This is a genomic window from [Clostridium] aminophilum, from assembly GCF_900101295.1.
Taxonomy (GTDB): Bacteria; Bacillota; Clostridia; order Lachnospirales; family Lachnospiraceae; genus Clostridium_R; species Clostridium_R aminophilum_A.
The window spans coordinates 1-22,558 of the sequence record NZ_FOIL01000006.1; the positions used below are offsets into that span (position 1 = coordinate 1).

Consider the following 22,558-nt stretch of genomic DNA (forward strand, 5'->3'; position numbering starts at 1 on the left):
CTTTCCGGCGCTCCTCTTCTTCCCGGCGCGCAAGCTCCTCCGCCTCCGCTTTCCGGCGCGCTTCCTCTTCGCGACGCGCAAGCTCCTCCGCCTCCGCTTTCCGGCGTGCTTCCTCAGATGACTCTTTCGAGATCGCGACCGCCGGGGTCACGTCCGCCAGTTTAAATCCGCAATACTTGCAGAATTTCGCTCCTGCTTTATAGGTCTTCCCGCACTGGGGGCAGGTCTCCTGCGCCGGCTGTTCCTGTACCTTGGGTTCGGAAACAATTGCTTTCGGCATAATCTTTGCTCCGCAGAACATACAGAATTTTGTCCCCGGTCTGTACGGTTTTCCGCATTCCGCACACTTCGAATTTCCCGCCATGTCCTTCATTCCGTTCTCCTTTTGCATAACTCTTTTCCTCCCCTTTATCCATGGTCCCGGATCATCGAAACACTTTCGAGATCCGTTTATTTCAAACCTGTCCGGAACAGCTTCTAACAATCCACAAGTCCAACAAAATTTATTATAACAAAACATACGTTTTTTTGCGATGAAATGTGTAAAATAAGTATCTAAATCTGTTTATTCACATCTTTCTCTCTGTATACTACCTCAGATCGCTCATGCATTTTTCAATCAAAGTATTCAACGAAAAAACGCCAGGAGCGCTACCCCTGACGTTTTTCATTCTTTTAACCCTGCCCCGTCTGTTTGATAAATCAACCTCCATGACAGACGTTTTCTGTCTGATCCAACTCGGAAGGGAGTGGTTCTTTACATATAAAAAGCTTCTTCCAACGGATCCTTTCCGTCATTCGGACGACCATTTCCGTGATAAGAACGATCTCGATCCACACTCAGATGCGAAGCGAGCCAGTTGTTCACTCTGCAGACGCCCCACGGCGCATAAATTCCACAGGTGACGGCGCTGAGAATGCAGATCAGGATGTAATGGCCAAACAGCTCAACTCCCTTTCCGTCAAACTTCAGACGGTCTCCGCAATACCGGGTGTGCTGCGCGCGCCAGTTGGTAATATAGCATTCCATCCACGGATACCCAATTCCGCAGGTGATCATCGTCACAATGCTCGTCATAATGGAATAACCGACATATTCAAAGGTATTGCCGTCAAATACCGACTCAGGGAATTCCTCTCCGTCCCTTTCATCCATTCCCTCATAAAAGGTGTGCTTGGTTTCCCATTTCAGCACTGCCACATGTACAAAGAAGGAGTAAATGCCGCAGGTAACGATGGTGAGCAGTTCCCAAAGCAGCCATCTGCCCAGAAGCTCGATTCCCCGTCCGTTAAACTGAAGGCGTCTGCCGTCAACAACCGTATGAGATTTTTTCCATTTCTGGATCATGCAGATGACCCACGGCGTTGCAATTCCGAGGGTGCATACGATAAGCAGTCCGCCCAGGAACCAATATCCGAGCAATTCGATTCCGCGTCCGTCAAAATAAGATTCTTTCGAATTCATCCGTTCTCCCGATACCGCGGAACGAGCCGGAGCTTTTTTCCGCGTTTCATCCTTTCCGTTTTGTTTCCGGTCAGAGTTGTCAAAATATCCCTTGAAAGCATCGAAATCTTTTTGCGGATCGATCCTGCTTCCGATGCCCTGTTTCTGGATCATCACTCTGGAAATCACATCAAGTCCAAAGACCAGAAGGATCAGGGCGATCACGGTTTTTCCCGGAATGCCAAAGGCCGCGATCAGGGCGATCACGTCTGCGGCAAGCAGAATGAGCGCAGAATAACCATTCTCTGTCCGGCATTTTTCATCGGTGGCGATCACATATCCCGCGGATACCACCGAAGCCATGCACAGAAGGATCACGGCAAAATCCAGGATATTTTTCACACATCTCTGAAAATAATAAAGGCCCAGGCCAAACGGCATAAAACGGAAAAGTCCAAAGACCAGTCCGATAACAATACCGACAACAATGCTCACGAACGGAAGGATCGGTCCTGCCGCCGCCAACAGTTCGATATTCTCAAGGGAAAGAAGCTCTTTCACGCCGCTGTTTTTCAGATCGTCGCAACGGCTTCCCTCACTGTCGGTTCCTGCTTTTTCAGTTCCGGCAGTTTCTGTCTTATTCCCGCTATGACCGTTTTCCGTTCTGCTGTCTGCCGGGGCAGTCGCGCCGTTCCATGATCTGGCGTCGGTCCCGTTTTCCTGCGCGCCGGCCTTCATCTCAGCCGCGACGTTCCCGGTCTCCGGGGCGCCGACCTTTATCTCTGCGATGTCAGTCTCCGCCTCTGCAGAGCCGTTCTCTGTCTCCGCAGCGCCAGTCTCCGTCTCTGTTGCGCCGGTCTCTGCCTCTGCGGCGCCGGATCCTATCTCTGCAACGCCGTTTTCCGGTCCGACAGTGTTTTCCTGCTCGCTTTCGTCAACCAGATAATCAGCCAGTTTCGTTCCGCAGCTATCGCAAAACTTTTGACCATCCTGAACTCTCTGTCCACAATTCGGGCAAAACATATCATTTACCTCCCCAAACATTAAACAAATTGCATCTCTATAACATATACCATATTTGCACTCTGTATGCAAAATGCGCATTTTATCGCTGCGCCATCTCCTCCCATTCATTCAGGATCGGTTGTATCTTCTCCAGATTGCGCACAACCCCAAAAACCATCAGGATGCAGAGAATGATAATCAGAAACAGGATCTCGGCGCGGTAAAAACCCGTTCTTCCATCTTTCACATAGGCATATGTCCTCCAGCCTGCATACAGACCCAGAATCGGAATTAGAGGCACCACGACCGGATTATGCTGCATTGCCTCCGCAACATTCCCTCTCAAAAGAGCCATGATCGCATGTGTAATGCCGCATCCAGGACATTTGAATCCCGTAACCGTCCGAAACAGACAAGGGATCCCCAGCCCGGCATACTCATAAACCGCAAGGCCGATGATCCCTGCGATCGCAATTTCGGATATCGTCATGATGACGCGGTCCCGTCTCTTTTTACGAGCCCGCAGTTCTTTTTCACTGACCATTTATTATCCCCATGATCCACTATGGTTATTGAAACAAAGCCCGCGGAGCGATTTTTGTGACAAGGAAAAATCGGAGAACTTTCCTGTGCCACAAAAAATGTGCAAGGAGGTTTTTCCTTGCACATCGATATCTGATTTTGTGTTCCGCGCTCCGCTCTTATTCCATGTTTTCAAGCATGACATCGATCGTGGTGATCCGTGCGGAAAGGGCAAAGATCTCCGCCGCCTTCTTCAGTTCTTCCAGAGACGGGAAGGACGGGGCGATACGGATGTTGCTGTCGTGCGGATCCTTGTGATACGGATAGGTCGCACCGGCATCCGTCATAGTCACGCCGCACTTCTTGCAGCGGGCAACGATGCGCTTTGCCGTGCCGTCCATTCCGGTGAAGGAGATGAAATATCCGCCCTTCGGTTTGGTCCAGGAACCGATGCCCAGTCCGCCGAGCTCTCTCTCCAGAATCTCTTCCACCGCCTCAAACTTCGGGCGAAGGATGTCCGCGTGTTTTCTCATGTGCTCGTTCATTCCCTTGATATCGCCGAAGAAGCGTACATGGCGCAGCTGGTTTACCTTATCGTGGCCGATGGTCTGTACCTTCAGCTGCTTCCGGATGTCGTCCAGGTTGTTGTGGGATGCCGCAATGGCAGCGATACCGCTTCCCGGGAATGTGATCTTGGAGGTGGAGCTGAACTTGTAGACAATGTCCGGATTGCCGGCTTTTTTACATGCATTGAGAATCTCCGGCACAAAATCATGATCATTGTCGTAGAGATGATGAATACTGTACGCGTTGTCCCAGTAAATTCTAAAGTCCGGTGCCGCCGGCTTCAAGTGGGCAAAGCGGTCAACCACTTCCGCAGAGTAGGAATTTCCGGTCGGATTCGAATACTTCGGGACACACCAGATTCCCTTAACCTCCGGATCATTGTTGACATACATCTCAACCATATCCATATCCGGGCCGTCCGGAAGCATCGGAATGTTGATCAGTTCAAAGCCGAAGAACTCGGTGATGCCGAAATGACGGTCATAGCCCGGAACAACACAGAGCCATTTTACCTTGTCGAGCTTGCACCACGGGGTATTGCCCATAACGCCGTGGGTGAACGAACGGGAGATCTGATCGTACATCACGTTCAGACTGGAGTTTCCGTAAATGATAACCTGCTCCGGAGATACTTCCATCATGTCGCTGATCAGCTGCTTCGCCTCCGGAAGCCCTTCCAGAACACCGTAGTTCCGGCAGTCACTGCCGTCATCGCTGCGCAGATCACACTCACTGTTCAGAACGTCCATCATGCCCATGGAGAGATCGAGCTGCTCGGAACATGGCTTTCCTCTCGACATGTTCAGCTGCAAGTTCTTGTCCTGAAACTCATGATACTTTACCTTGAGCTCTTTGCGGAGCACCTTGAGTTCATCTTTCGTCATCTCGGAGAATGGCTTCATCTTAATTCCTCCTGCGTCATTCACTTGGTCAACAGGCTGCACGGCATCGATTGTAACAGAAAACTGTCAATTCTGTCATTTCAATGATGTTCAATTTTATCATTAAAACTTTTCACGTACAAGGGATTTTTCCGATACGAAACCGCCTAAATCACATCCCCGGTTTCCTTCTTTTCTGTCAGAAACCAACAATTAATGTAAGGAATTCTTATGGTGACGGCCTCAGGGGCTGGAACTATAATAAATTTGATCTTATCATCAGTTATTATGTCAGGGAAGATAATACTATGAAATGTCCGAATTGCGGCGCAACAGTCAGAGATGGATCTCTATTCTGTGATGATTGCGGATACAAGTTTGAAACCGCCACAACAGATTCCGCTTTTACTCACGGTATTCCGAACGCAGAAGAGATTCCGAAAAAGAAAACCGGGAAAAAGATACTTCTCGTAATCGGCGGTGCAGCGTTTATCGGTACTGTAGCATTTTTCACCGCTAACCTTCTAAAGCCAGACAGTGTCCGTTTCATAGAACTTCAGGAGAAAGCGATCAAATCCGCTTATCTTGATCCGGTGGAGGCTTTGTCCGAGCCGGTAAAGGATAAGATTGACACCGAGCTCACACTGACAGCAAAGATATCTGGTGCCAAGATATCCGATATTCTCGCCAAGACCGCCCTCGTACTGAAAATGAACAGAAACGGACATAACGGAACGATGAACATTTCTTTCCGATATAACAACTCCGATATTCTGACCGGGCTTCTCTGCACAGACGGCAGGAAGCTCGATATTGCTGTCCCATCTCTGAATAAAAAGGTTTACAGCAGCAATATCGTGACGATGGTCAAAAACCTGACCGGCAATGGTGATGCTCAGATTCACTCCGATAGCATCACGGAACTGGCTCTTAGCAATAAAAAGCAGAAAGAGATCGCCCAACGCTATATCAGCCTCTTAAACGACATTCTGTCAGACCAAAATCTGACAGTCGAAAAGAATCAAAATCTCGACTTCTCGGTATCCGCCATCACTTCCGCGGACGCCAGGTACGCTCTGGACGGAAAATCTTTCACAAAATACACCTTTGTTCCGACTGAGGAAGATTACAAGACTCTGATGCAGAAACTCAGCGAAACCATGGAAAAAGATACCTATCTCAAAAACTGGTACATAAAGTGTCAGGAGTACGGAAAACTGGCTTTTCCGCAAATGCCGACCTATGATGAGATCTTAAGCACGGTGAATGATGACGGTGGGCAAATGTCCCGGAATCTGGCAGCGTCCGAGCTGAAATGGACTGTATATGCCGATGCGAAGCAGGCGCGCTACATCCGCATCGAGTCAAAGAACTATAGCACATTGGAGATGGCTTTTGCCAACGACGGAACCCAGACTGCAAACATCATCACCTTTGGAGATGGCTTCTCCTTCTGTAACAGCTTCACAAAGAGCGGTTCCGTATATAGCGGTTCCATAAGCTTCAACGACTACAAACTCAGCTACAATAACGTGGATACTTCCAAGTCTTCCATACTGGGACTCTTCGTCGGTTCCTATTCCGCAGAAGGCGTGACGATGGATGTCAGGGATGCAGACAATGCAAATGATTATGAAGTGAAGTTCATGGGCACAGCCATCAATCTGCATGCGACTAAAACTTCCACTGTTGTTCCCCCCGAAGGCGATGTCGTTGATATCTCTGACTACACCAAGGAAGATTATCAGAATCTTGCCATGGAACTCCGCAAGAATTTCTATCAGCTTATGATGAGCGATCCGAATCTTCAGGAGTTGCTATTATTTACTTTCATCAACTTGTTCTAAGCTATCTTTTTCACCGTCTTCCCATTATCGTCAGCGGTCTGTGCTTCCTGTCTCGACAGGCAGCATAGGCTGTCCTGCATTTTTTTCGGCCGAAGGAAGCAAAAATCTCCGCCTGATTAATGCCCGGCGTCTGCCGCGATAAGAAGCAATACCGCATAATATATTTTGTTTCTTGCCCAAACAGCGTTGCAAAGAGCTAATGAAAGAAAGAATCGCTATGAATACCACTTACTGCACGCTCTCCGGCGTAACCAAAACCTTTCACTCCCGGTCCGGAAACCGGACGGTCGGTCCCATTGACCTCGAGCTCCGCGCGGGAGAAGTTCTCGGAATCCGGGGAATCAACGGTGCCGGAAAAAGTACCGTCATGAATATGATCGCCGGAATGATCCGGCCGGAGCGGGGAACCGTACGTTTTGCTCCGGAGGCCAGAAACCGGATCGGCTATGTTCCGCAGGAGCTCTCTCTCTATGAGACGCTGACCTGCCGCGACAATCTCCGCTTCTGGGGCCGCGCCGCTGGACTTCCGGGAAAGCAGATCGCCACCCGCGCTTCCTGGCTTCTGCATGAACTGAATCTGGATGAATGGGCCGATGCCGCGGTTTCTGCCTGCTCCGGCGGAACCAAACGCCGGCTTCACCTTGCCACGGCGCTGATGCTTCTCCCGAAGATTCTTCTTCTCGATGAGCCGAGCGTCGGCGCGGATGAGGATTCCGCCGATTCTATCCTGAAGACGATTCTTCATTTGAAGACGCTCGGTCTCAGCATCATCCTGATCAGCCACCGGAAAGGCGACCTGGAGCGGGTCTGCGACCGGATCCTGACACTGGAAAACGGCGCTATTTCTTCTGAAGAAATTCCCCAGCACTGAGAAAGGTTCCGATATGTCAGGCTTCAAAGCATGTTTATTCAAAGATCTGAAACTGTTTTTTAAGCGGGCCGGAGTACTGTCCCTTCTCCTGCCCCTTCTTCTCTACACAGCCATGTATTTTGGCTTCCGGAGTTTTTCTTCCTCTGCGGCGGTCCAGCCATTTCCCATCGCCATCCGCGATGAGGACAACACGCTGATGTCCCGCAATCTCATTCTGCAGATGAAGGACATTCCGATGTTCTCCGAGGTCCGCGTTCTGGAAAACGGTGAGACCGATCGGGAGGTTCTGGAGCAGGGAGCCGCTGCCGTGGTCACAATCCCTCAGTACCTTTTTTACAAAATGTACGCGGTGGAGGAGTGCCCGGTGGACGTCGCCGTCAATGACCGCATGGAACTTCCGTCCGCCCTCTTCCGCTCGATTTTCGGTTCCATTATGAGCATCATGGAGAGTGACGAGAGTTCTTTCCGCGGAGCATACCGCTATATGTACACCCTGCAGAATGGAGCCGACGCGGCTGCCCGCGATCTCGAAGACCCGGACATCCGGGAGGAGATCAACCGCAAAGCATCCTCAGAGCTTCTCTCCGACGCACTCGGCCGCCAGACAATCTTCGATACCGAATACTCCGCTTCGCGCATCATGATCACCTCCGTACTGCGGGATATTCTCGCCGGCATTTTCCTGATCATGGTTCTCGGATATGCGGTGACCGCGCTGAAGACCATTCCGGAAGAGCGGCGTCTCGGCGTGATTCCCCGGCTGGAGGCGCTTGGACACAGCAGCATCGTCTTCTACCTGTCCAAGCTGATTGCTGTTTTTCTCCTTCTGATGCCGATCCTTTTGGGACTCTTCTGTCTTCTCCCCCGGAAGGCATTCTGGATGATTCTTCCGTGGACGGCGCTTTTAATCCTGCTCGGTTTTCTCGAAATCCTGCTCATCGCCGAGATCGCCCGCGACAGCCGTTGGATCCAGCAGATCGGAAATCTCTTCCTGCTGCTGATGCTCATCAGCGGCGGAACCTTCTGGCCGCGCGCCGCTCTGCCCGGATTTCTGCGCGCGGTTTCGGGGCTGTCGGTCTCCTACTACTTTTCCGAGATTCTGGAGATCGCGTCAAACCGGATGCTGTATACGCCGGAACACCTTATCAAAGCCACCTGCACCCCGCCGATGATCCTCTGCGGAGTTCTGTTTATCCTCATTCTGATCATGAAACCGATACGGAAACTCCGATACGTATCCGCGTCTGCGGCGTCGGCATCCGGCATGACGGATCCGGTCGCTCCGGCTTCCTCGGCGTTCACTTCGTCTCTTGCCGGTTGGAAAGCGCTGGTCTTCTTCGGAAATCCGTTCCGGATGCTTCTGATCCTTCTCTTCTCCGGCATCCTGCTTTTTTCGGTGGAGACGGCCGTCTCGAGAAGGCAGAGTTCGGTCCGGATCTCGATTCTGGACCTGGATCAGACGGAATACTCGGCAGAGCTGATCCGAACCCTCCGGGCACAGGATGGCGTGACGATCACCGACGACGGCGGAATATTTTCCCTTGAAGCGGAGCCGGAAGGCACTCTCACAATCCCCCGGGGATTCGGCAATCTCATCGCCGCCGGAAAACCGCTGACGGTTCACTATGAGGCGGCCCGGGACACCTATTCCGAGCAGAGCACCCGGGAAATTATCTCCGGCGCGGTCATCTCGAAAAAAAGCCTGTATAAAGCACGGGCCATGGTGGAAAATGAGATCGGCCGGACGCTTTCGGACGAAGAGTTTTCTGACATGAAGGAAATGATCCGGGCGGAACGCGCATCCATGCCGGATTCCTACCGGATCACGACGCTTTCCGGGCTGGAGGAAAACGCCGGAGAAAAGAACTCCCTCTCCTCCACCGGCATCGTGGAGAACTTCCTTCCGGATACCTGGACCTTCTCCATTCTGGTTGTGACCATCCTTTCGCTCACCTACACCTCTGTCCGGGGAAGTAAGAGCATGCGGGCGGCAGACCGGCGGCTTCGGACCATGCCGAGGGGACCGATCCGGGCAGTCGTCTCCGATACCCTACCGATCGCGGGTCTTCTCCTGATCATCCAGTTCGCAGGGCTTGCTCTCGGTGGAAACCTGAATCCTTATGCAGCGGCTTCCTCCGTCCTGTTCTCCGTTCTCATGGCACAGTTCGGACTCTGGATCTCATCCGTGGTGTCCACGGAAGGCCGCGTCGACGGTCTGGCCTGCTTCCTGTCCATTATGATCCTTCTGATCGGCGGATGCTTCCTCGATCTCTCGGTTCTCTCCGACACGATGCGGCTGGTCACCTGGATCTCTCCGGCCGGACTTGCCCGCGCGGTCATGAAGAAAAGTGCTGCGGCCGCGGGGCTCCTTCTTCTGGAAAATGTCATTCTGACGGTGATCCTGCTGCGGAAGCGGGACATCGGATAAAGAGCAACGCAGAAAGCCGCGCAGCGGTTCCATCCCCCGGAGGGGCCGGAACCGCTGCGCGGCTCTTCTTATGTTCTGTTTATTCTTTTTTCTATCCCAGACATTCAGTGCTTTCCGCGCATTTTCAGCTCACTGATCTTTGTGCGGTAAATACGCAGCATCAGGATGGTAGTCATGATCACGGACACGATCTCCGCAACAGCGAAGGAATACCATACCGCGTGAAGACCTGCCACGCGGGCGAGAATCCATGCCACCGGCACAAGGCAGAACAGCTGACGGGCTACCGAAACCATCAGGCTGTAGACGCCATTTCCCAGCGCCTGGAACATGGAACCGGTAATGATCGCATATCCCGCAAAAGTGAAGGAAAGGCTGATGGTCCGGAGTGCCGGAACACCGATCTCCAGCATCTGATCCGACGCATTGAAGAGCAGAAGGAGATCTGCGGTCTTCAGCTGGAAGATGAGAAGTCCCGCGAACATGATGATGACAGCAATCACAACGCCCGCGCGGTATGTCTGCATGATTCTCTTCTTGTTGCCCGCGCCGTAGTTATACGCGACGATCGGGATAAAACCATTGTTCAGACCGAACACCGGCATGAAGATAAAGGACTGCAGTTTGAAGTACACGCCGAGGACGGAAACCGCCGTCTCGGAGAAGGTAATCAGAATCCGGTTCATGAAGAACGTCATGACGGACACGATCGCCTGCATGATGATACTCGGAACGCCGACCGCATAGATGGTGCGGATCGTGTGCAGATCCGGATGGAAGTCCTTCCAGGAAATCTGCACATCCGGGTTCTTCCGGTGATTGATGAAGATCGCCATGATGCCGGCGACAAACTGTCCGCAGACCGTCGCATACGCCGCCCCAGCGATGCCGAGTTTCGGGAAGCCGAACAGACCGAAGATCATGATCGGATCCAGAATAATATTCGTGACCGCTCCGGAAAGCTGCGTGATCATGGAAAGCAGGGTACGTCCCGTCGCCTGCATGATTCGCTCAAAACACATTTCCGCAAAGATGCCGATAGACAGGATCAGACAGATCCGGAGATAAGTTGTTCCCATCTGCGCAACTTCCTGCGTCGGTGTCTGACTGTGAAAATACGCCTTCGCACCGAAAAGGCCGATCAGCGCAAATACGACTGCCCCGCAAACTGCAAGAAAAATGCCGTTTTCCGCAGTGCTGTTGGCTGCCGCCTGATTCTTTTCTCCAAGCGAGCGGGAAAGAAGTGCATTCATTCCGACGCAGGTACCCGCGCTCACCGCAATGATCAGCGACTGAATCGGGAATGCCAGCGAAACCGCAGTCAGTGCATTCTCACTGATTCTCGCAACAAAGATACTGTCGACAATGTTATATAACGCCTGAACCAGCATCGAAATCATCATTGGAAGGGACATACCGATCAACAGACGGTTGACCGGCATGGTTCCCATTTTGTTTTCTGCCATTGTTCTTCCTCCTGTTCTTCTTTCTTTCACATCTCAATTCACACTTTATGTGCACCGGCAGCGCGTCCGTACCGGAGGATCCGTATCCGAAACCCATCCCATGATCTCTCATGAGTTATTTCGTTGAATTCTGTAGATGTTCTTAACCGTAACCATTCTATTATAAATGAATCCTTCCTTCTGTCAATGAAGAGGTTCTTCCTGTTTTTTCGGCTTCCGTGTTATAATATGGGAACGTGCATAAAAAGGTGATGAAAGGAAACTGATCCATGAAATACGAATACCCCTCTGTCTATGAAACTTTCCGCTGCATCGGCGGCGCCTGTCCGGACACCTGCTGCGCAGGCTGGGAAGTCGACATCGATCCCGACACCTATGACTATTATATGGAAACGGAAGGTGAATTCGGCCGTCGTCTCCGCAGTCACATGACCGAAGATGAAGACGGCGACATCTATTTTCCGCTGACACCGGAGGGCCGGTGCCCGTTCCTGAACCGGCACGATCTCTGCGATATCTTCTCCGAACTCGGCGAAGAAAGCCTCTGCCGTGTCTGCACCGAATATCCGCGCTACTATCTGCCCGCAGGCGACTACGAGCAGATTGACATGAGTCTTTCCTGCATGGAAGTCGGCCGCCTCTTCTTCTCCGATCCGGAGCCGGTCCGCTATCTCACGCAGGAGGACATTATGGACGGAGACCCGCTGACCGGAGAGGAAGTTCTGAGAAGAGATGAAATCCTCCGCCGCCGTGATGAAATGCTCGCTTTTATGCGGAAATCCCACTCCGAAACAGCCGACAGCCGCTTTGCGGCGCTTCTTGCCCGCTTCCCGGCCCTCTCCCCCGAATCGGATGAAGATCTCCTGTCTGTCATGGATCGTCTGGAACTCATCGACGATCGCTGGAACGACGTCATGATCCCGATCCGCACCAATCTCACAGCCATTCAAAAACACGAACGGGAATTTTTGAACTGCGCAGGACCGGAATTTGACCGATGGACCGGAAAACTCATCTCCTATTTTCTCTTCCGCTACTGCCTGAACGTCTTCTCCAGCGGAAGCTGGGAGAATGAAATGCGTTTCATCCGCCGCAGTCTCCGTTTCATCCGGCTGATGTGTATCGCCCGGGAAATGGGTCTTCTTCCGCGCTCTTCCTATGGCGGCCGCCTTTCCGGGCAGGAGCAGCAAGAGCGATGCAACTGTTTCACGCTGAGTGACATGATCGACATTGCCCATCTCTACTCCAAACAGGTGGAGCACTCTGACGGCAATGTGGAACTTCTGCGAACAATATCGGGAGAAAACATTAAATAATAGTAGTTATTACTGAATTAATGGTATTTTTTTGTTTTTCCTTACCAAAAATTTTCCATTAATTTCATTAATCATTACAGAATGTTCGTTTTACATCTGTACATTGGTATCATCTAACGATATAATGAGCATAATGCAAACCCAATAAATTATATAACAAATTTATTATGAATCCCGTTTCTTTGATAATTGGCGAGTTTTTTTCTTTAAAAATATATCGCATGGTTGACTATCATATTTTTTGTTATAAAATTTATTTTGTGATTATATTATTTGAAAGTTATATTAGTTAGAAAATTGATTTTTCCATATCAGGCACAAATACAACGACTCTGAAGAAATGCGTTCGAACCGCTACCGCACAACAGTTCGAACGCTGTTTCTATACAGAGAGAAAAGGAGGAGGGACAGATGGCGAATACACCGCACGGACTCGGTTTTATGGAACCGACATATATCCGTGAATCAGATCGCAATGATTTCTATCGGGCAAAATATCGACGTTTCTGTCATTCATCTTGCGTGTCCATGACTCTCTCCATGCTGGTCGCTTTCGGATTTTTCTTCGTCAACATTGCCACAGAAAAAATATCCAACGTGCCGCTCCTTCTGTTTCTGGATGTCTCGCCGCTCATCGTCTGGCTCATACTGTATTTCATTCTGATTCGTCGAAAAGATATTCATTACCGCTGGAAGATCAAATCGATGTATTTCTGTGCCTGGCTGACACTGCTCTGTATCCTGATCTCGCACTACGCGCTTGATTTCACGGGTGCTCTGGTTGTGGATCTTACTCTCGCACATCTGATCATGTTTGGAATCGGTCTCAGCGCACCGGTAAAGGAGATCTCGAAGCTCTCCATTGCCTACTCCATCATCGAGCTGATGGCTTTGTTCGCTTTCCCGAGCATCAGCGCCAACTTCATTCTCGCAGTCTGTATTACCATGTCTTCCGGAATTTCTGTCATGCTCTATAATCTGGAAGAAGCCTATGCGGACCTTTATCTATCCAAGCGAAAGATCGAATATGACATGTTCCATGATCCCCTGACCGGGACCTTCAACCGCAACAAATGGAATGCGCTTGCGGCGGACCGCCGCATCAACCGCCGAAATGAAACGGTTCTTCTGATGATGGACATTGATAAGTTCAAGTCGGTCAATGACTGCTACGGCCACGATATCGGTGACAAGACGCTGCAGCGGACGGCCGATATTGTCCAGTCCTGTCTGCGCAGCGAGGACATCATCATCCGGACCGGCGGCGAGGAATTCCTTGTCATCCTCTACAACACCACTGTCGCAAAAGCATATCAGATCGCAGAGCGGATGCGTGCCGCCATCGAGGGCGCATCCTTCGAAAAGGTAAAACACATCACCATTTCCATCGGTCTGAGTGACAACACAAAGTCCGATTTCGACGACGCCTTCAAAAAAGCGGATATCGCACTCTACCAGTCCAAGAAAAAAGGCCGCAACTGCGTTACGGTCTATGATCTGACGATGGATGAGAGCTGCGCTCTGTCCACGGTTTGACACAAATTCGAAGGATACAGGAAGAATTCGGCTCTCCTTTCTTCGAATTTCAGAGGGCACAGGACAAGCTTTCGAAAAAACATTCTACATCAAAAACCACCCGAGACCTTTCCGGTCCGGGTGGTTTTTTGGTGATTTTGCTTTTCAGAACGGAGATCCGGCCGTTCAGCCTTCCTGCGCCATTTCCGCAAATTTTGCTTCGTTCTTTTCCTTGTAGTGGTGTGCGTCCTCCAGCATCATCGCTTTCACCTTCATGAGACGGATCTGCGTGGATCGCTCATTCTCATCCAGTTTCATCGTGATGTACTTGATGATCCTCTGGCACTCCGGAATCGTCACATGCTCCAGCGCATTGACACGCCGACGTGTCTTCTCGATCTCGGAAGCCATCAGCTGACAGGACTTCTCGATCTCCGCCAGTCTCAGCATATCCGGAAGAATATCGGCGAGGGATTTGACCGCCCCGTCGAGATCGCCGGACGTAAACGCGAAACCGTAGGAGTAAATGTCATTGGCGTCCGCCGTCTTCGTCTTTGTCGTGTAGACCGGGATATTCACGCTCATGACGTTTTTATATCCGATATCCAGATCGACAGCCTGCTTCGGCGTCATCAGCGCGGTAGACAGGGTCTGCTGGTCCATTCCGGCCTTTGCAACGACAAAATTCCGGTTGGCGTCGCGGATTCCTTCTTCCACTTTCAGACGAAGTTCCATGTTTTCACGTACCAGATCGAAGAACTGGCGCATCAGCTCATCCCGCTTATCCTTGAGGAGCTTGTGGCCCCGGAGGGCCATCGTCAGCTTCTTTTTGGTCTTCGCGAGCTCCATTCTGGTCGGTATGATCTGTGAAGATGCCATAATCCTTCACCTCCTCAGACTTTTCCGTAATACTCATCCAGGAACTTATCGTTAATTCTCTTCAGCTCGGTTCTCGGCAGCTCACTCATCAGCTTCCAGCCGATGGTCAGCGTCTCTTCGATGGAACGGTCCGTGGTATATCCCTGGGAAACATATTCCTTCTCAAAATTATCCGCAAACTTTGCATACTTCAGGTCAATCTCGGTCAGCGCCGCCTCGCCGAGGATGGTCATAAGCTCTTTCGCGTCTTTTCCTCTCGCGTATGCCGCGAACAGCTGGTTCATGACATTGGCGTGATCCGCACGGGTCTTTCCCTCACCGATACCTTTATCCTTCAGTCGGGAAAGCGACGGCAGAACGTCAATCGGCGGCTGGATTCCCTTGCGGTAGAGATCACGGCTCAGCATGATCTGTCCCTCGGTGATGTATCCGGTCAGATCCGGGATCGGATGGGTCTTATCGTCCTCCGGCATGGTCAGAATCGGGATCATGGTAATGGAACCGTTCTTTCCTCTCTGACGTCCTGCGCGCTCATACAGTGTCGCAAGGTCGGTGTACATGTATCCCGGATATCCGCGGCGTCCCGGAACCTCTTTGCGGGCTGCGGAAACCTCACGGAGCGCATCGGCATAGTTTGTGATATCAGTCAGGATAACCAGAACCTGCATATCCTTCTCAAACGCCAGATACTCCGCTGCGGTCAGTGCCATTCGCGGGGTGGAAATACGCTCGATCGCCGGGTCATTTGCCAGATTGACAAACATAACGGTACGGTCAATGGAGCCGGCCTCACGGAAGGACTGCTCGAAATAGTTCGCCTCCTCGAAGGTGATTCCCATCGCGGCGAATACTACCGCGAACTTCTCGTTGTCTCCGCGAACCTTCGCCTGACGCGCGATCTGCGCCGCCAGATTCGAGTGCGGAAGACCGGAAGCCGAGAAGATCGGAAGCTTCTGACCTCTGACCAGTGTGTTCAGGCCGTCGATGGCACTGACACCGGTCTGGATGAACTCCTGCGGATACGCGCGGGCTACCGGATTCATCGGAAGACCGTTGATATCGCGGCGCTCCTCCGGAAGGATCTCCGGACCGCCGTCGATGGGTCTGCCCAGACCGTCGAAGACACGGCCCAGCATATCTTCGGATACGCCAAGCTCCATGGCGCGTCCCAGGAATCTTACTTTACTGTTGGAAAGGTTGATGCCGGTCGCGCTCTCAAAGAGCTGAACCAGAGCATTTCCGCCGTCAATCTCCAGAACACGGCATCCTCTGGTCTCGCCGTTGGCGAGCTCGATCTCTCCCAGTTCCTCATATGCGACGCCCTCGACGCCGTGTACCAGCATCAGCGGGCCGGCAACTTCCTGTATCGTCCTATACTCCTTCGGCATGATCAGTCACCCTCCTTCACTGCTGCTGCGATTTCGTCGATAAGCTGCTGTTCAACCTTCTTATAGGTATCCTCGATCTGGTCCTCCGGAACGTATTTGAAACGTCCGATGGCCTCTCTCACCTCGAGGTCGATCAGCTTCTGCAGCGGCGCGTTCTTTCCGAGCGCCGCCTCGGACTCGGTGTAATATGCGATAACCAGCTTCTCCAGCAGATACTGTTTTCGGAGAGAGGTGTAGGTGTCAACATCGTCGAAGGAGTTCTGGTGCAGGAAATCCTCACGGATGGATCTTGCCGCCTCCATCTTCAGACGGTCTCTCGGTGAGAGGGCGTCCATGCCGACCATCTGCACGATCTCGTTCAGCTTTGACTCATCCTGAAGGATGCTCATCATCTGCTGGCGGTTGCTCATCCAGTCATCGGATACATTTTTGTCAAACCATTTTCCCATGTTGTCGAGATACAGGGAATAGGATGTCAGCCAGTTGATCGCCGGGAAATGTCTCTGGTACGCAAGGTTTGCATCCAGCGCCCAGAATACTTTGACGATTCGCAGGGTCGCCTGGGATACCGGCTCGGAAATATCACCGCCCGGAGGCGAAACCGCGCCGATAACGGAAAGCGCGCCTTCTCTTGCATCGCGGCCAAGAGCCACAACCTGTCCCGCTCTCTCGTAGAACTGGGCAAGTCTCGATCCCAGATAAGCCGGATAACCTTCCTCACCCGGCATCTCTTCCAGTCGGCCGGACATCTCTCGGAGCGCCTCGGCCCATCGGGATGTGGAATCTGCCATCAGTGCGACGGAGTAACCCATGTCGCGGAAATACTCCGCAATGGTGATGCCGGTGTAAATGGATGCCTCTCGCGCCGCTACCGGCATATCCGAGGTGTTCGCGATCAGAACGGTTCTCTCCATCAGGGAGTTTCCGGTCTTCGGATCCTTCAGTTCCGGGAACTCATTCAGAACGTCGGTCATCTCATTTCCACGCTCGCCGCATCCGATGTAGACGATGATATCCGCATCGGCCCATTTTGCCAGCTGATGCTGGATAACGGTCTTGCCGGATCCGAACGGGCCCGGTACGGCTGCTACGCCGCCCTTCGCGATGGGGAAGAATACGTCAACTACTCTCTGTCCGGTTACCAGCGGAGTCTGCGGCGGAATCTTCTTTGCGTAGGGTCTCTCTTTTCGAACCGGCCATCTCTGCATCATGGTCAGCTCGCGCTCTGTGCCGTCCTCCAGTGTCACAACCGCTACCGCGTCATCCACATGGAAGCTTCCTTCTTTGATCTCTTTAATCTTTCCGTTCACGCCCACCGGAACCAGAATCTTGTGGAGCACCGCGCGGGTCTCCTGAACGGTTCCGAACACGTCGCCCTCAGTGACTTCATCGCCGACCGCAACCTGCGGCTTGAAATCCCATACGGCTTCTCTCTTTAAGGACGGAACCGCAACGCCTCTCTGAAGGCTGTTGGAGCCGGCCGCTTTCAGGATATCATCCAGCGGACGCTGAATTCCGTCGTAAATGCTGCCGATCAGTCCCGGTCCAAGTTCTACCGACATCGGTGCGCCGGTGGACTCTACCGGCTCACCCGGTTTCAGACCTGCCGTCTCCTCATATACCTGAATGGACGCCTGGTCTCCATGCATCTCAATGATCTCGCCGATCAGTTTCTGGTCGCTTACTCGAACGACATCGAACATGTCGGCATCGCGCATGCCCGTGGCGATAACCAGCGGACCGGCAATTTTTTTGATCAGACCTGTACTCATATCGAATCTCTCCCTTTCTTGGCTAAGCTCTGCTTTTTTCCGGCAGGAAAGTTCTCCTCATCGGATCTCTTCCGGTCAGTTCTGTCCGCCGAACAGGATATCGGAACCGACTGCCTGTTCCACCGACTTCTTTACGTTTTCCACGCCCGCTCCGGTATTGCCCGAAACGCCGGGGATCGGTATGATCGCCGGAATCGCGCTCTCCGCGTATTTATCGGCTTCTGCCCCCAAAAGCGTCTTGGCCTTTTCGGTGATGTAGATTATTCCATAGGTTCCGGAAGCCAGCTCATGAAGCTTTTCCGCTGCCTCCTCCGCGGTTTTGACAGGGAAGATATCAAGACCGAGGGAGGCGAACCCATAAACACTGTCATAGTCCCCTAAAACTCCGATCTTATACATACATCTCCCTTACCCTTTCCCGGATTGCTTCTTCCTTCAGTCCGTTCTCTTTTCCGGAAAGAATGATTCTTACCGTCTTGATCTCATTCTGTCTGGCGATGACCCATGCAAACACCGGCCCGATGGTAAACGGGTTGTATTTCTGCGGTTTCATGGTCTCGATAACCCGGTTGTCGCACCAGCGCTCAAAGGCGGACATCGAATCGGAAAGTGCTTCCGCGCCTTCACTGTACGAAGTCTGGCCAATGTATTCTTTCACGCTGTCGAATCCGCCCGCTGCCGCTCTCGCCAGATGTCCCGCATCCAGCGATCCGCAGGCTGCCAGCGCCCGATTCAGAAATTCCAGTGTTTTTCCGGTCTTCGCGCCGCGCACGGCAGTGCGGATATCCGCCACTGCCACGGTCTCCTCCGCGTAATCGCGGACAATGCTCTCCTTCGCGTTCTTTCCCGCCGAAAGGATGGCCTCCAGACACGCCCGGTCGATGATCATATCCGAGAGCTGGGCGTCTCCCGTGTGAAGGAGAGTCTCCGCCGCCTCCTGCGCCGCTTCGCGCATGGAATCCGGCAGTCTGTCCCAGTTTTTTCCCTGTGCAATCTCTTCCATCGCTTTGCCCGGAATGGATGCATCCTCATAGTAGATTCCCGGAACCGAAACGCCGGTGCAGCTGCTCCGGACGGCCGCTTTCAGATTGTGAAAGGTCTTCGGAAGAGACAGCACATCGAAATTGTCCAGCCCGACGCGAAGCTCGGAGACAACTTCCCAGATCTTGCTCTCTTCCGCAGCGAGGAGCTCATCGGCTCCCTCCGACTCCGAAGGATGGCCCCAGCCGCGTTCCCTCAGGAACTGCAGACTCGCTGCCATATCCGGCATTGCGATCAGCTGATCGATCACCGAACCCGTGAAGAGCGAGACCTCCAACGCGCGGATGCGTGCAACCGCGTAGGTATATTTTTCGCTCATTCTTTTCCTCCTGATTATGATGATATGTTCCCCTGCTAAAATGCCGGCCTTCGGCATTTCGCACGGCGGAACCGGTTGTCAGATATAAAATCCTGCTTTTATTGGAAAAGAATTCTGCGCACACAGTCCGAGAGCTCATCGCGGCGGGTCTCAAAAATGGTCCGCAGCGTACAGTTCTCCTCCATGCCGTCATAGTCGAGGACGAAGCCGCCTCCGACCGCCTTGTCCGATTGCTCCACCGTGAGCTTTCCGCCTGCCTTCCCGGCCAGTTCGGAAACCTGCGCCGGGAAGTCTGCCGGCATATTCTCGTAATCCTTCGCGGAAAGAAGGAACTTTCCTTCCCTTCCGGAAGCATTCTTTGCCAAAAGTTTCAGAAGGAACGGATAGTAGCGGTCCGGAGCCATGTCAGCCAGCTCCTTCTTTGCCGCTTCCAGAACTTCCGTGATGGCATTCTGGCGGGCGGTCAGACGCGCGGTTCTGCGCTTCATGTCCGCACCGGAAATCGCTCTCTGGCGCTCGCCCTCCGCCTTTGTCTCCGCGTGGGCTTTTGCGTCCGCAATCTCCTTTTTCGCCTCTTCCTCTGCCAGTGACACGGTCTCCGCTGCGCCCTTTTCCGCTGCAGCGATCTTCTGCTCCGCTTCCTCTTTCGCCTCCAGCAGGATACGTTCCCTAATCTTCTCTATTCCTGCCATATGATGCTCTCCTTCCTCTATCAAACGTTGATCGCAGATACCGAAAGGATGGAAATCAGGAGTGCCAGGATGGCATAGGTCTCAACCATGGCCGGGAACAGCATTGCCTTACCGAACTGATCCGGCTTCTTTGCTACGATTCCGATACTTGCTGCTGCGGTCTGTCCCTGAGATCTTCCGGAGATGAGACCTACAATTCCGATCGGCAGGCAGGCTGCAAGGATCAGAAGTCCGGTCTGGAGATCCATCGCTGCCGGTGTTCCGCCGAGAAGGCCGATCTTGGACAGTGTGATGAATCCAACCAGAAGACCGTAGATACCCTGAGTACCCGGAAGAAGCTGAAGGATCAGAACCTTCGCGAATTTACCCGGATCTTCGGTTACAACTCCTGCTGCCGCCTGACCTGCGACCGCTACACCGAGAGCGGAACCCGCACCTGCCAGAAATACTGCAATTGCTGCGCCAAGTAATGCAAAAAATACTCCTAAGTTTTCCATATAATTTTTCCTCCTGAACTCTGTGTTCTGAGTGACTTTAACGTTTTTGAGATTTATTTTGTGTCATCCACCGGCACCGTCACATATTTGGTCTCCGCGTGGAATGGATCAAAGGGCTTTCCGCTTCCGTCATAGAATTTGCCGAAAAACTCGACATACTGCAGGCGGTTGGTGTGAACATATGCGCCGAGAATATTGATTGCCATATTCAGCAGATGTCCCGCAACAAAGACGACCGCGAAAATCACTGCTCCGACAACTCCGCTTCCTGCCATGGATCCCATCTGGTTGATAACCGATGCGATAACGCCGGTCGCCAGTCCCAGCGCCAGAAGTCTGGAATAGGACAGAACATCCGACAGCCAGCTTGTCACGCCATATACTTCATAGAGACCGAGCAGAAGCCGGAGAACCGGATTCTTCTGATCTCTCTGTGAGAACAGAATCAGTCCCACCAGACCGATGACCGCCATCGGCTGCGCCGCCGATGCGAGCGCTACAGGAAGAGTGATCTGTCCTCCCGCGATGGATGCGAAGAGGCTGCTCGGAAGAAGCATCAGGATGAGGCCGCCCAGGAAAATGTACCAGAGCACCACATCACAGAAGAATCCGATGTTGTCGCCCATCTTCAGCTCGTTGTATCCCTTGATTCCGAGACCCACAAACAGATGGATCAGACCGAACAGCATGCTGTAGAGCAACAGTCTCATCGGATCATTCAGCGGTACGAACCAGAGTGCCGGAATCGAAACCGTCTTTCCGAAAAATACTTTTGCCACCACATCAACCACATCGCCGAAATATCCTCCGAAGAGCACGCCCCAGACGAGGGTTGAGATACCGCAGTAGCCGAACATGGTCATGGTCTTCTTCATTCCCGGATCCATGTCTTTGTATTTCCCGATCAGGAAAAAGCAAGCGATCGCGATAATCGCGCCGTACGCCGCATCCGAGAGCATCATTCCGAAGAAGAATACATAGAAGAACGACATGATCGTCGTCGGGTCCATTTCTTTTCGGGACGGAAGTCCGTAGGATGCGACCACCCCCTCCGTTGTCGCGGAGAACGCATTATTGCTGAGGATCGTCGGAGCGTTTTCATCGTCCGGCGGAACCTCATCCGCTTCAAAGGAACAATCGAACGGCTTCACCAGCATGGCCAGAAGCGGAACATTTTCTTCCGCCGCGTAGCCGGTAATCACAAATGCGGATTTTGACCGCGGGATCTTTCCCAGAGCGTCGTAATTTACTGCCCGTACGCGGCCAAGATCGCTGACGACCTCGAGTTCTCCGCGTATCTGCGCCTTTTCGGCTATCTTTGTTTCAAGATCTTTTGCCTTCCCGTCCAGATCATCCGCCTGATTCAGGAGATGTTCGATCTTTCCGGCCGGCGTCTCATCCGTGTTCTGCCAGAATTTCGAAAATCCCGCGCTCCGCAGCGCATCTTCCACACGGCCGGCATCCGACTTCATGCAGATGATCGTCACACAGGTCTGATCCTGATCTTCCGTGATGATACTCGGATCGACGGCATCAAGACCGTCACACTTCTCGGAAATGATCCGGAAAATCGTTCCGACATCGGTACCGGGGGGCATGGTTCCCGCAAAATACGCGGTCCGCTCCGTGCCCGAAAGGTTCATCGGAACGCCGAGGTTCTTCCACGGCTTCAGTGTTTCTGCCTGATTCCGGAGTTTTGCGGCTTCCGCATTTGCTGCGGCAATCTCTTTTGCGAGACCGGTGATCTCCGACGCGGCGCTCAGAACCTTTTCCCGATTCTTTTCGGCGTTCTCCCACTCAGCCGGCGATACCTTCCGCTTCCCTTCCAGGCTTGCAAACATCGACTTTTTTACCGGTGCATACTGATCGAGGACTGCCAGCGCCTGCTCGCAGGCCGCTGTCTCCCGCTCGCTTTTCGATTTCTCGTCCGCGGCGGAGATAACCTCAAACCCGTCATCCTCCGGAACATCCGCCAGCTGCATCAGACCGCTGGACTGAAGTTTCCTGAGGATCGCCTTCCGATCTTGATTCAGCGCGCAGATCACGATTTTACGTATCTGCAAAACCGCCATATACGTATCCTCCTTTGTTCTTGAACTTCAACTGCT

Annotated in this window: 18 protein-coding genes; 5 read left to right on the forward strand and 13 right to left on the reverse strand. The window is 52.5% G+C overall.

Annotation, left to right across the window (positions count from 1 at the left end):
- The 4 genes from BMW41_RS14115 to BMW41_RS02865 all read right to left on the reverse strand — a co-directional run.
- Positions 1-391: zinc ribbon domain-containing protein (locus BMW41_RS14115; RefSeq protein ID WP_207646865.1), on the reverse strand; the 391-nt coding region annotated here is incomplete at its 3' end.
- A 366-nt stretch (positions 392-757) separates the two neighbouring features.
- Positions 758-2,467 (reverse strand): DUF898 family protein, encoded by a 1,710-nt coding sequence (locus BMW41_RS02855; RefSeq protein WP_177171144.1) that lies wholly within the window; start codon positions 2,465-2,467, stop codon positions 758-760.
- A gap of 82 nt (positions 2,468-2,549) precedes the next feature.
- Positions 2,550-2,993, reverse strand: a complete 444-nt coding sequence (locus BMW41_RS02860; RefSeq protein ID WP_074648707.1) for a DUF2752 domain-containing protein — start codon at positions 2,991-2,993, stop codon at positions 2,550-2,552.
- A gap of 157 nt (positions 2,994-3,150) precedes the next feature.
- The gene (locus BMW41_RS02865; RefSeq protein WP_031474949.1) at positions 3,151-4,440 is read right to left on the reverse strand and encodes an aspartate aminotransferase type Ic; all 1,290 of its coding nucleotides are present in this window, start codon (positions 4,438-4,440) and stop codon (positions 3,151-3,153) included.
- Positions 4,441-4,727: 287 nt separating this feature from the next.
- Between BMW41_RS02865 and BMW41_RS02870 the strand changes: the two genes are divergently transcribed.
- The 3 genes from BMW41_RS02870 (at position 4,728) to BMW41_RS02880 (ending at position 9,565) form a co-directional block, all read left to right on the forward strand.
- Positions 4,728-6,266 (forward strand): zinc ribbon domain-containing protein, encoded by a 1,539-nt coding sequence (locus BMW41_RS02870; RefSeq protein WP_074648708.1) that lies wholly within the window; start codon positions 4,728-4,730, stop codon positions 6,264-6,266.
- Positions 6,267-6,465: 199 nt separating this feature from the next.
- On the forward strand, positions 6,466-7,137 hold the full coding sequence (locus BMW41_RS02875) for an ATP-binding cassette domain-containing protein (protein WP_083378750.1): 672 nt from the start codon (positions 6,466-6,468) through the stop codon (positions 7,135-7,137).
- Positions 7,138-7,150: 13 nt separating this feature from the next.
- Positions 7,151-9,565, forward strand: coding sequence for an ABC transporter permease (locus BMW41_RS02880; protein ID WP_074648711.1), 2,415 nt, complete (start codon positions 7,151-7,153; stop codon positions 9,563-9,565).
- 104 nt (positions 9,566-9,669) lie between these two features.
- On the opposite strand, the gene BMW41_RS02885 is transcribed toward BMW41_RS02880, so the two are convergent.
- The gene (locus BMW41_RS02885) at positions 9,670-11,031 is read right to left on the reverse strand and encodes an MATE family efflux transporter (RefSeq protein ID WP_074648712.1); all 1,362 of its coding nucleotides are present in this window, start codon (positions 11,029-11,031) and stop codon (positions 9,670-9,672) included.
- A 269-nt stretch (positions 11,032-11,300) separates the two neighbouring features.
- Between BMW41_RS02885 and fliB the strand changes: the two genes are divergently transcribed.
- Together fliB and BMW41_RS02895 are read left to right on the forward strand one after the other, a co-directional pair.
- Positions 11,301-12,347, forward strand: coding sequence for a flagellin lysine-N-methylase (fliB, locus tag BMW41_RS02890; protein ID WP_074648714.1), 1,047 nt, complete (start codon positions 11,301-11,303; stop codon positions 12,345-12,347).
- Positions 12,348-12,758: 411 nt separating this feature from the next.
- Entirely contained in the window at positions 12,759-13,883 is a 1,125-nt protein-coding gene (locus tag BMW41_RS02895; RefSeq protein ID WP_074648715.1) for a GGDEF domain-containing protein, read from the forward strand.
- A gap of 165 nt (positions 13,884-14,048) precedes the next feature.
- Here the strand turns inward: BMW41_RS02895 and BMW41_RS02900 are convergent, their stop codons facing one another.
- The 8 genes from BMW41_RS02900 to BMW41_RS02935 form a co-directional block, all read right to left on the reverse strand.
- Positions 14,049-14,741, reverse strand: coding sequence for a V-type ATP synthase subunit D (locus BMW41_RS02900; protein WP_074648717.1), 693 nt, complete (start codon positions 14,739-14,741; stop codon positions 14,049-14,051).
- 14 nt (positions 14,742-14,755) lie between these two features.
- Entirely contained in the window at positions 14,756-16,129 is a 1,374-nt protein-coding gene (locus BMW41_RS02905; protein ID WP_031474964.1) for a V-type ATP synthase subunit B, read from the reverse strand.
- 2 nt (positions 16,130-16,131) lie between these two features.
- Complete coding sequence (locus BMW41_RS02910) at positions 16,132-17,901, reverse strand: V-type ATP synthase subunit A (RefSeq protein WP_074648719.1); 1,770 nt, start codon at positions 17,899-17,901, stop codon at positions 16,132-16,134.
- A gap of 75 nt (positions 17,902-17,976) precedes the next feature.
- Positions 17,977-18,300, reverse strand: coding sequence for a V-type ATP synthase subunit F (locus BMW41_RS02915; RefSeq protein WP_074648720.1), 324 nt, complete (start codon positions 18,298-18,300; stop codon positions 17,977-17,979).
- Positions 18,293-19,261 (reverse strand): V0D/AC39 family V-type ATPase subunit, encoded by a 969-nt coding sequence (locus BMW41_RS02920; protein ID WP_074648722.1) that lies wholly within the window; start codon positions 19,259-19,261, stop codon positions 18,293-18,295. Before BMW41_RS02920 ends, BMW41_RS02915 begins: the two co-directional genes overlap by 8 nt.
- A gap of 98 nt (positions 19,262-19,359) precedes the next feature.
- Complete coding sequence (locus BMW41_RS02925; RefSeq protein ID WP_074648723.1) at positions 19,360-19,953, reverse strand: V-type ATP synthase subunit E; 594 nt, start codon at positions 19,951-19,953, stop codon at positions 19,360-19,362.
- A 20-nt stretch (positions 19,954-19,973) separates the two neighbouring features.
- Positions 19,974-20,450 carry a V-type ATP synthase subunit K gene (locus tag BMW41_RS02930; protein ID WP_031474974.1) on the reverse strand — a complete coding sequence of 159 codons (477 nt, stop codon included), beginning with the start codon at positions 20,448-20,450 and terminating at the stop codon, positions 19,974-19,976.
- Positions 20,451-20,503: 53 nt separating this feature from the next.
- On the reverse strand, positions 20,504-22,522 hold the full coding sequence (locus BMW41_RS02935; RefSeq protein WP_074648725.1) for a V-type ATP synthase subunit I: 2,019 nt from the start codon (positions 22,520-22,522) through the stop codon (positions 20,504-20,506).
- Positions 22,523-22,558: the final 36 nt, after the last annotated feature.